Raw genomic sequence first — 10,702 nt, 5'->3', positions numbered from 1 at the left:
TTGCGCCGGTGAGCACCGCGCCGCTTGGCCCGTTCCACAAGGCCCGCCGCGTGGAGCTGCGTCTTGATGAAGGTGTAACCCCAGCTGAAATGGTGATCGCGCAGCAGGTGCTCGTGGAAATGCTTCACATTCCAGCCGAGGTAGCGATGACGGTAAAGCTCCAGCATCTCCTCAATCGCTTCCGCCGGCACCCGACGCGTCGAAAGCTTGCCCAAGCGCCGATCCAGCAACCCTGCTTCCCCAGCCTCTTCGTACCGGTCGCGGTAGCGTCGGAATTGCCGCTCCGACATGCCAAGCAACTCCCCTGCCTCCATCATCGAAAGATCGCCGCCATTCCAGCGGCTCAATACGTCCCGAAACTTTTGCATTCTCCGGTCCTGTAGCCATGCCGTCCGCTTCATCCCCAGCCTCCATCCGCTGGCGATAAAACCGGACAACTCACGTGCTACCTAATCCGGACAACTCATGTGCTTACGACACGGGATTGCCGCTTGCTCTTGCCTTCCACGTGGATTGCTATATAGACGCCGCCAATCTGCCGGTCCCAGCTGGGGGCTGAACGGAGGGCCGGAGGTTTTCGAAAACCTTCGCGTGAAGCCAGAAGCGCTTCCGCCTCCCGTGTCTCCGCTCTCGACCGTCTCGTCATGCTCCTTTCTTCCCCGCTCCTGGCGGGTCAGAGAAGTTGCAGAGGCTTTTGCCGCCGGGAACCGGGAGAGAAACGAAGAAAGGCGAAAAGACATAATGGCTCTTTACGAACATGTGTTTCTTGCCCGGCAGGACCTCTCGCAGCAGCAGGTCGATGCGCTTGTCGAACAGTACAAGGGCGTCATCTCCGCCAATGGCGGGTCCGTCGGCCGGGTCGAGAACTGGGGACTGAAGTCCCTCACCTACCGGGTCAACAAGAACCGGAAGGCATACTACACGCTGATGGATCTTGACTGCCCGCCGGCAGCGCTCAACGAAATGGAGCGCCAGATGGGCCTGTCCGAGGACGTGCTGCGTTTCCTGACCATCAAGGTCGATGCGCATGAGGAAGGTCCCTCCGCCATGATGCAGAAGCGCGAAGAGCGCTCGGAACGCGGCGGCTTCGGCGACCGTGACCGCGGCGACCGTGGTCCGCGCTCGTTCGGCGACCGTGATCGCGGCGATCGTCCGCCACGCAGCTTCGGCGGCGACGCCGGTGGCGATCGTGGTCCGCGCCGTCCGCGCGAAGGCTTTGAAGGGGGTGCAGAATAATGGTCGACATCAACCAGATCCCGACCCGGCGCCCGTTCCATCGCCGCCGCAAGACCTGCCCGTTCTCGGGCGCCAACGCGCCCAAGATCGATTACAAGGACGTGCGCCTCCTGCAGCGCTATATTTCCGAGCGCGGCAAGATCGTGCCGTCGCGCATCACCGCCGTCAGCCAGAAGAAGCAGCGCGAGCTCGCCAAGGCGATCAAGCGCGCCCGCTTCCTCGGCCTGCTGCCCTACGTGGTTCGCTAATCCTTGACGCGGGCGGCTCCGCCGCCCGCTTCTGTTCCACGGCGACGGGCGCCGCTGGATTACTCATCAAATCCCGAGTTGAGGTCAAAAGCCTCTAACTGCCGCGACAGGCAGGACAGCGACACCGGCGGCAACGCCCTTTTGCTTCCTGACCTGTTCCAGAGAATTCGGCACCGATCCCTTGATTGGCGCCCTAACGAAAGGAACAAAACCATGGAAGTCATTCTTCTCGAACGCGTTTCCCGCCTCGGCCAAATGGGCGATACCGTCAAGGTCAAGGACGGCTTTGCCCGCAATTTCCTGTTGCCGCAGGGCAAGGCGCTGCGCGCCAACGAAGCCAACAAGAAGAAGTTCGAAGGCCAGCGCGCCCAGCTCGAAGCCCGCAATCTCGAGCGGAAGTCCGAAGCCTCGCAGGTCGCCGAACAGCTCGACGGCAAGAGCTTCATCGCCGTTCGCTCGGCCGGCGAGACCGGCCAGCTCTACGGCTCGGTGTCGACGCGCGATATCGCCGACCTGCTGACGGCAGAGGGCTTTTCGGTCAACCGCAACCAGATCCAGCTCAACCAGCCGATCAAGACCATCGGCGTGACCAATGTGGCGATCGCGCTGCATCCGGAAGTCGAGGTCACGATCACGCTCAACATCGCCCGCACGGCCGACGAAGCCGAGCGGCAGGCCAAGGGCGAGACGCTGACCACCGCCGAGGCCATCTATGGCGAGGACATCAACGACAATGCCCGGCCGGAGAACTTCTTCGACCCGAACGCCGAGTTCGAGGGCGGCGAAGAGGACGCCTGACATCGGCGCGGCGCGCCTGCCGGCGCGCCGCATTCGGCTTCGGCCTCAATCAGTTCAATCAGACTGGCAGCTCCAATCAGACTGGCAGTTCAAGCCAGACTGGACCAATGCCCGGGTTCACCACCTGGGCATTTTTGTGCCAAAAGGAACTTTTCGAAACCCTATATATTGATGCAGAGTAGGACAGCCTGTCTGACCGAGAGGGGACATTTGGGTCATGAATATTCTGTTGAAACGCGTTCTGGACCGCCTGGTGCGCACAGGCAATCTCAAGGTGACCGGCCCACAGGGCACGACATTCGTGTTCGGTGACGGCAGCGGCGAGCCGGTGCACCTGCACATCAAAACCAGGCACGCCGAGCGCGCCATTACCTTCGATCCGATGCTGGCCGTGCCGGAAGCCTACATGGATGGCGAACTCGACATCCTCGAGGGCGGCGTCCTTGGCCTGATGCGCATCGCTTTCCAGAACATGGGCAGCGGCGGCATCGACGCGACGTGGTCGAAAGCCATCGAAGGCCTGCGCCACGCTTTCCGCCGCCTGCAGCAGATCAACACCGCGTCGCGTTCGCGCCGCAACGTGCAGCGCCACTATGATCTGTCGGGTGACCTTTACCGGCTCTTCCTCGATGAGGACATGCAGTATTCCTGCGCCTATTTCGAGCAGCCGGACATGACGCTGGACGAGGCGCAGGCAGCCAAGAAGCGCCACATCGCCGCCAAGCTCAGGCTGAAGGCCGGGCAGACGGTGCTCGACATCGGCTCCGGCTGGGGCGGGCTAGGCCTCTACCTTGCCAAGGCCTTCGACGTCGACGTACAGGGCGTGACACTGTCGACCGAGCAGCACGGCGTCGCCACCGACCGGGCGCATGCCCAGGGCCTGGAAAACCACGTTCACTTCGAGCTGAAGGATTACCGCGAACTCAACGAACGCTTCGACCGCATCGTTTCGGTCGGCATGTTCGAACATGTCGGGGTCAATCACTACCGCACTTTCTTCGACAAGAGCGCGACGTTGCTGAAGCCTGACGGCGTCATGCTCCTGCACACGATCGGCCGCTCCGGCGTGCCGTGGGCGACCAGCGCCTTCATCCGCAAATACATCTTCCCGGGCGGCTACATTCCCGCGCTTTCCGAAGTCATGCCGGCGATCGAGAAGTCAGGCCTCGTCGTCACGGACATCGAAATCCTGCGGCTCCATTATGCCGACACGTTGAAGCATTGGGGCCAGCGCTTCGCCGCCAACCGCGACAAGGCCAAGGCGATCTATGACGAGCGCTTCTGCCGCATGTGGGAATTCTATCTGGCAGCCTCGGAAGCCGCCTTCCGCTGGCAGGATCTGGTCATCTTCCAGATCCAGCTTGCCAGGAAGAACGACACCCTGCCGATGGCGCGCGACTATATGGTCAAATGTGAAAAGGCGCTCGAAATGCGCGACATGGGCCATCGCGAAGCGGCTCTGGTCGAAGAGCCCGCCAAGCCCGCCCGGCGCCGCAAGGTGGCGGAGTAGGAACAGACCGCTTTGCCGCATTGGCGCTTGCCATTCCCGGCTCGTGCCCTGAAAAAGGCCTCGTGATCGTCGCGAGGCCTTTTTCATGACCTACCTCCTCTATGCAGCCGCGGCGCTCGCCGAGATCGCTGGCTGTTTTTCGGTGTGGGCGTGGTGGCGGCTGGAGAAATCGCCGCTGTGGCTGCTGCCAGGTTTCGTTTCGCTCGTTCTCTTCGCCTGGCTTCTGGCCCTGGTGGACACCGGCGCGGCCGGCCGCGCCTATGCCGCCTATGGCGGCATCTACATCGCGGCGTCACTGGCCTGGCTTTGGCTGGTGGAAAGCGTGCGTCCCGACCGGTGGGACCTTGCGGGGGCGGCGCTCTGCATACTCGGTGCCTCTGTCATCCTGCTCGCACCACGAGGGGCATGAGCCGTGGAACTGCCCGCCCCGCTTCGACAGGCCGTCGACCGTGCCCTCGAAAACGTGCCGCTGCCGGTGCTCAGGCAGGCGGCGAAAACCCTGTCGGACCGTTACCGCGCCGAGATGCGCGACGGCCGCCTGCATATGGCGCAGGATATGGCGGTCAAGGCTTATCTGGCGACGCGGCTGCCGGCGACCTATGCCGCCGTCCGCGCCAGCCTTGACGCGGTGAACGAAGCCCAGCCGGAATTCGCGCCGAAAACCCTGCTCGATGTCGGCGCCGGCCCGGGCACCGTGCTTTGGGCCACGGCGGACCTGTGGCCCGATCTTCAGCATGCCGTTTTGCTGGAGGCCAGTGCTGCGGTGCGCAAGGTCGGCGAGGCGCTTGCCGCCGATGCGATCGCTGCCCGGATCGCCTGGCAGGCCGGCGATGTGACCATCGACCTTGACGGTTCGCAGCCGGCGGACCTCGTCACCTGCGCCTATGTGCTGGACGAGATCACACCGGCATCACTGCCCAAAATGGTCGATCGGCTGTGGCAGCTCACGACAGACACGCTGCTGATCGTGGAGCCGGGCACGCCGGCGGGCTGGCAGCGTGTTCTCGCGGTTCGTCGGCAACTGATGGAAGCGGGCGCGCATGTACTGGCACCTTGCCCGCACGAAGCCCCCTGCCCGCTCATCCCGCCCGACTGGTGCCACTTTTCGCGGCGCGTCGCCCGCTCGCGCCTGCACCGGCTGGCCAAGGACGCCGAAGTGCCATGGGAGGACGAGAAGTTCATCTATGTCGCGGCTTCGAGGCAGCCGGCGCCAGTCCGCGCGGCGCGGGTGATCGCGCCACCGAAAACCGGCTCGGGCAAGGCGGCGCTCAAGCTTTGCCGGCCGGACGGCAGTGCCGGAGAGACGCTTTTCAGCAAGCGTGACGGTGAACTGTTCAAGGCGGCACGGCGGTCGGACTGGGGCGATGTGCTCGATACAGCGTAGGGATTCGGGTGACGATCGTTCTTGCTTTGTTCCAAACCGTCGCGTAGAATCAGCACCTTGTCGAGTCAATCGGAATCAGGGCACGGGAATACTGTCCTGTGGACGGTTTTTTGTTTCTGTGAACAGTGGGCATCAAATCTGCTTGGGTGATAACTGTTGCAGATAAGTCAGCACTCGACTTTCCGATTCTGATATCGAGAGACCGGGATCGAAATCGGGGACATCATGGCAGAGGCAGCGCGGAAATTCGGCGTGGCGGAGCAACCGCTCTATCGCGAGGCGCCGAACAACATCGAGGCGGAACAGGCGCTGCTCGGCGCGATCCTGGTCAACAACGATGCCTTCTATCGCGTCTCCGACTTCCTGAAGGCCAGCCACTTTTACGAACCCCTGCATCGCAAGATCTTCGAGATCGCGGCAGAGCTCATTCGCATGGGCAAGGTGGCAACGCCGATCACGCTGAAGACCTTCCTGCCGGCCGACGAGAAGGTCGGCGACATGACGGTAGCACAATATGTCGTGCGCCTGGCGGTCGAAGCCGTCACGGTCGTCAACGCCGCAGATTACGGTCGCGCCATCTATGACCTTGCGACGCGTCGCGCCCTGATCACCGTCGGCGAGGACATGGTCAACATCGCCTATGACGCGCCGGTCGACATGTCGCCGTCCGAGCAGATCGAGGATGCCGAACGGCGCCTGTTCGAGCTGGCCGAAACCGGACGCTATGACGGCGGCTTCGAGAGCTTCACCGACGCGGTCAAGACCGCGGTCGACATGGCCAACGCCGCCTACATGCGCGACGGCCACCTGTCGGGGCTGGCCACCGGCATGCGCGACCTCGACCGCCGCATGGGCGGCCTGCAATCGTCCGATCTGATCGTCCTTGCCGGCCGTCCGGGCATGGGCAAGACGTCGCTCGCCACCAACATCGCTTTCAACGTCGCCGAGGCCTATGTGCCGGCGCAGCAGGCCGACGGGTCGTTCAAGGCGGCGAATGGCGGTGTCGTCGGCTTCTTCTCGCTCGAAATGTCGTCGGAACAGCTCGCGACCCGTATCATCTCCGAACAGACGGAAATCTCCTCCTCGAAGATCCGCCGCGGCGAGATCACCGAAATGGACTTCGAAAAACTGGTCGCCTGTTCGCAGACCATGCAGAAGATCCCGCTGTTCATCGACCAGACCGGCGGCATCTCGATCGCCCAGCTCTCGGCCCGCGCCCGGCGCCTGAAGCGCCAGCGCGGCCTCGACCTCATCGTCATCGACTATATCCAGCTGATGCAGGGCTCCAGCGCCAGGGCCTCGCAGAACCGCGTGCAGGAAATCACCGAGATCACCACGGGCCTCAAGGCACTGGCCAAGGAGCTCGCGGTGCCGATCATCGCGCTGTCGCAGCTCTCGCGCCAGGTTGAAAGCCGCGACGACAAGCGCCCGCAGCTCTCGGACTTGCGCGAATCCGGCTCGATCGAGCAGGACGCCGACGTCGTGATCTTCGTCTACCGCGAGGAATACTACCTCAAGAACCGCGAGCCGAAGCTCGGCACCGACGAGTACATCAAGTGGGAAAACGAGATGAACGAGATGCGCGGCAAGGCCGAGGTGATCGTGGCCAAGCAGCGTCACGGACCGACGGGCACGGTCACGCTAGCCTTCCACGGCGAATTTACCCGCTTCTCGGATCTGGCGGAGGAACATCATATCGCGGAAAGGTTTGAGTAGCTTTTTTGACTCACCGTCACGCTCCGTCACACCCCCTCTGTCCCGCCCACCTATCCAGCATCGGCGATCCCGAAGCAGGCCTCGCTAATGGCTAAATCCCGCGTCCAGTTCATCTGCCAGAACTGCGGATCGGTGCATCAGCGCTGGGCCGGCAAATGCGACGCCTGCGGCGAATGGAACACGCTGGTCGAGGAAGGTACGTCCGGCGGCATCGGTTCCGGGCCGGCCAATACGCGCAACGCCCGCAAGGGCCGCGCGGTGGTGCTGACCACGCTTTCCGGCGATATCGAGGACGCGCCGCGCATCGTGTCGGGCATCGGTGAGCTCGACCGCGCCACGGGCGGCGGCTTCGTGCGCGGCTCGGCGCTGCTGGTCGGCGGCGATCCCGGTATCGGCAAGTCGACGCTGCTCACCCAGGCTGCTGCTGCCCTTGCCTCGAGGGGCCACCGCATCGTCTATGTCTCGGGTGAGGAGGCGGTCGCCCAGATCAGGCTGCGCGCGCAGCGCCTCGGCGTCGCTTCCTCGCCGGTCGAGCTCGCGGCCGAGACCAATGTCGAGGATATCCTTGCCACGATTGCCGACGGCAAGCGGCCGGACCTGGTGATCCTCGATTCGATCCAGACGCTGTGGACCGACCTCGCCGATTCGGCGCCCGGCACCGTCACCCAGGTGCGTGCGGCCGCCCAGGCGATGATCCGCTATGCGAAATCCACGGGTGCTGCGATCGTGCTCGTCGGCCATGTCACCAAGGAAGGCCAGATCGCCGGCCCGCGCGTCGTCGAGCACATGGTCGACGCCGTGCTCTATTTCGAGGGCGAAGGCGGCCATCACTACCGTATACTGCGCACCGTCAAGAACCGTTTCGGGCCGACCGACGAGATCGGCGTCTTCGAAATGTCGGACAAGGGGCTGCGCGAGGTTGCCAATCCGTCCGAGCTGTTCCTCGGCGAGCGCCACGCGAAATCGCCGGGAGCGGCGGTTTTCGCCGGCATGGAAGGCACAAGGCCGGTGCTGGTCGAAATCCAGGCGCTGGTCGCGCCCTCCTCGCTCGGCACGCCGCGCCGCGCCGTCGTTGGCTGGGACGGCGCCCGGCTGTCGATGATCCTGGCGGTGCTCGAGGCGCATTGCGGCGTGCGCTTCGGCCAACAGGACGTCTATCTGAACGTAGCCGGCGGCTACCGCATTTCCGAGCCCGCGGCCGATGTGGCGGTGGCGGCCGCACTGGTTTCCTCGCTCACCGGTCTTGCCCTTCCCGCCGATTGCGTCTATTTCGGCGAAATCAGCCTTTCTGGCGCCGTGAGGCCGGTTGCGCATGCGCAGCAGCGTCTCAAGGAGGCCGAAAAGCTGGGTTTCGCAAGCGCGGTTCTGCCCTTGGGCAGCGAGGAACTTGCCGGAGGAATCGGGGCCGGCGCTTTCCAGCCCACCGAGCTCGCCGACCTCGTGGCGCGCATAGCCGGCTCACGGCGCAGCCGCGCCAACGACGAAGAATGACGGGCTCACCTGGTGGTGAGCGACAGGGAGTGGGGCGACAAAGATGCCGATAACGCTGCTTGACGGAATTCTCGTCGGCTTCACCCTGGTCTCGGCGATGCTCGCCATGGTTCGCGGCTTTTCACGCGAGGTCCTGTCCATCGTGTCCTGGGCGGCGGCAGCCGCGGCGGCGTTCTTTTTCTACAAGCCCGTGCTGCCCTATCTGAAGCCCTACATCGACAATGAAAAGATCGCCATGGCGGCCTCCGCCGGCGTCGTCTTCATCATCGCTTTGATCGTCGTCAGCGTCATCACCATGAAGCTCGCCGACTGGATCATCGATTCCCGCATCGGCGCGCTCGACCGCACGCTCGGCTTCCTCTATGGCGCCGCCCGCGGCATTCTGGTGGTTGCCGTGGCCCTGCTGTTCTTCAATTGGCTGGCCGGCGCCAAGGCACCGGCCTGGGTCACGGAGGCCAAGTCGCGGCCGCTGCTGGAACAGATCGGCGCCAAGCTTGAAAGCCTGCTGCCCGAGGATCCGGAAAACGCCATCCTCAAGAAGCTCAATCCGAATCAGCCGGCCGCCGAAACGCCCGCCGCACCGGACGCACCGGCCACGGATGCCCCGGCGGGAGGGGACGATGCCAATGCGCCGGCTCCTGACGACAGCGATGCCGGAACGCCTCCCGCGGACAACGCACCGGCCAATCCGGCCCCGGCGGCGCCGGCGAATTGATGAGTGATCGGGCGCCGCAGAACAGGCGCCCGAGACTGGCGGTGATCGTGAACCATCGCCGGGCGCGTTGCTTTTACGGCGCTGTCGCCTTATATGGCGATTTTAGCGGAGCTTGAGCCCCATGGCAGACGCAGACCACGTGCTTTCCGCGGAAGCTGACGATCACTTCCACGACGAATGCGGCGTGTTCGGCATTTTCGGCCGGCAGGACGCGGCGGCCATCGTCACGCTCGGCCTGCACGCGCTGCAGCATCGCGGCCAGGAAGCGGCCGGCATCGTCTCCTACGACGGCACCCAGTTTCATGTCGAACGCCATGTCGGCCTGATCGGCGACACCTTCACCAAGCAACGCGTCATCGACAGCCTGCAAGGCAATCGCGCCATCGGCCACACGCGCTACGCCACGACCGGCGGCGCCGGCATGCGCAACATCCAGCCCTTCTTCGCCGAACTGGCCGATGGCGGTTTTGCCGTGGCCCATAACGGCAATCTGACCAACGCCATGACCGTGCAGCGCGCGCTGCAGAAGCAAGGCGCGATCTTCTCCTCGACCTCCGACACCGAGACGCTTCTGCACCTCGTCGCCACCAGCAAGGAGCGCGATCTCAACTCGCGCTTCATCGATGCGGTGCGCCAGGTCGAGGGCGCCTTTTCGCTGGTGGCGATGACGGCCAAGAAGATGATCGGTTGCCGTGACCCGCTCGGCATCCGCCCGCTGGTACTGGGTGACCTCGACGGTGCCTGGATCCTGGCCTCCGAAACCTGCGCGCTGGACATCATCGGCGCGCGTTTCGTGCGCGACCTGAAGCCAGGCGAGATGGTCGTCGTTACCTCCAAGGGCATCGAGAGCCTGTTCCCGTTCGAGCCGCAGAAGACCCGCTTCTGCATTTTCGAATATGTCTATTTCGCACGCCCGGACTCTTCGGTCGAAGGCCGCAACGTCTACGAGGTGCGCAAGCGCATCGGCGCGGAACTCGCGCAGGAAAATCCCGTCGAGGCCGACATCGTCGTGCCGGTGCCGGATTCCGGCACGCCGGCGGCAATCGGCTTTTCGCAAGCCGCGGGCATCCCCTTCGAGCTCGGCATCATCCGCAACCACTATGTCGGCCGCACCTTCATCCAGCCCGGCGATTCGATCCGCCACATGGGCGTCAAGCTGAAGCACAACGCCAACCGCCGTATGATCGAGGGCAAGCGCGTCGTGCTGGTCGACGATTCCATCGTGCGCGGCACGACCAGCCAGAAGATCGTGCAGATGGTGCGAGACGCCGGCGCCAAGGAAGTGCACATGCGCATCGCATCGCCGCCGACCAGGGCCTCCTGCTTCTACGGCGTCGACACGCCGGAAAAATCGAAGCTTTTGGCATCACGCATGTCGATCGAGGAGATGGCCGAATTCATCCGCGTCGATTCGCTCGGCTTCCTGTCGATCGACGGACTCTATCGCGCCGTCGGCGAGGCCAACCGCGACAACGAGCAGCCGCAATTCTGCGACGCCTGCTTCACCGGCCAGTATCCGACCCGCCTGCTCGACTTCGAAGGCCACGACAATGTGCGCACGCTGTCGCTGCTGGCGACGAGCGGCGCATAGGATTGCCGCACTG

The 10,702-nt window shown here is 64.1% G+C and carries 11 protein-coding genes; 10 read left to right on the top strand and 1 reads right to left on the bottom strand.

All coding sequences use genetic code 11. The features are described from left to right. Positions 1-401, bottom strand: a 401-nt coding sequence (locus FJ979_RS11420) for a helix-turn-helix domain-containing protein (RefSeq protein ID WP_140580936.1), incomplete at its 3' end; no start/stop codon positions are given. 340 nt (positions 402-741) lie between these two features. On the opposite strand from FJ979_RS11420, the gene rpsF reads away from it, so the two are divergent. The 10 genes from rpsF (at position 742) to purF (ending at position 10,689) form a co-directional block, all read left to right on the top strand. Then, positions 742-1,236: a 30S ribosomal protein S6 gene (gene rpsF / locus FJ979_RS11415; RefSeq protein WP_140494463.1), complete on the top strand. Its 495-nt coding sequence runs from the start codon at positions 742-744 to the stop codon at positions 1,234-1,236. Then, positions 1,236-1,484 (top strand): 30S ribosomal protein S18, encoded by a 249-nt coding sequence (rpsR, locus tag FJ979_RS11410; protein ID WP_006203718.1) that lies wholly within the window; start codon positions 1,236-1,238, stop codon positions 1,482-1,484. Before rpsF ends, rpsR begins: the two co-directional genes overlap by 1 nt. A 213-nt stretch (positions 1,485-1,697) precedes the next feature. Next, positions 1,698-2,282, top strand: coding sequence for a 50S ribosomal protein L9 (rplI, locus tag FJ979_RS11405; protein WP_140580934.1), 585 nt, complete (start codon positions 1,698-1,700; stop codon positions 2,280-2,282). A gap of 217 nt (positions 2,283-2,499) precedes the next feature. Further along, entirely contained in the window at positions 2,500-3,792 is a 1,293-nt protein-coding gene (locus FJ979_RS11400; RefSeq protein ID WP_140520653.1) for a cyclopropane-fatty-acyl-phospholipid synthase family protein, read from the top strand. 85 nt (positions 3,793-3,877) lie between these two features. Next, the gene (locus tag FJ979_RS11395) at positions 3,878-4,201 is read left to right on the top strand and encodes a YnfA family protein (RefSeq protein ID WP_140520654.1); all 324 of its coding nucleotides are present in this window, start codon (positions 3,878-3,880) and stop codon (positions 4,199-4,201) included. Between the two features lie 3 nt (positions 4,202-4,204). After that, the gene (locus FJ979_RS11390) at positions 4,205-5,176 is read left to right on the top strand and encodes a small ribosomal subunit Rsm22 family protein (protein ID WP_140520655.1); all 972 of its coding nucleotides are present in this window, start codon (positions 4,205-4,207) and stop codon (positions 5,174-5,176) included. A 225-nt stretch (positions 5,177-5,401) separates the two neighbouring features. Beyond that, entirely contained in the window at positions 5,402-6,892 is a 1,491-nt protein-coding gene (locus tag FJ979_RS11385) for a replicative DNA helicase (RefSeq protein WP_140494474.1), read from the top strand. 87 nt (positions 6,893-6,979) lie between these two features. Continuing rightward, positions 6,980-8,383 (top strand): DNA repair protein RadA, encoded by a 1,404-nt coding sequence (gene radA / locus FJ979_RS11380; RefSeq protein WP_140520656.1) that lies wholly within the window; start codon positions 6,980-6,982, stop codon positions 8,381-8,383. Between the two features lie 43 nt (positions 8,384-8,426). After that, entirely contained in the window at positions 8,427-9,098 is a 672-nt protein-coding gene (locus FJ979_RS11375) for a CvpA family protein (RefSeq protein WP_140494478.1), read from the top strand. Positions 9,099-9,219: 121 nt separating this feature from the next. Further along, a complete protein-coding gene (gene purF / locus FJ979_RS11370; RefSeq protein ID WP_140555758.1) occupies positions 9,220-10,689 on the top strand; it encodes an amidophosphoribosyltransferase in 1,470 nt (489 codons plus the stop codon). The last annotated feature ends 13 nt before the right edge of the window (positions 10,690-10,702 follow it).

Origin of the sequence: Mesorhizobium sp. B1-1-6 (assembly GCF_006443035.1) — a bacterium.
Lineage (GTDB): Bacteria > Pseudomonadota > Alphaproteobacteria > Rhizobiales > Rhizobiaceae > Mesorhizobium.
The sequence above is the reverse complement of the archived record's forward strand: the minus strand, read 5'-3'. Positions and strand labels throughout refer to the sequence as shown.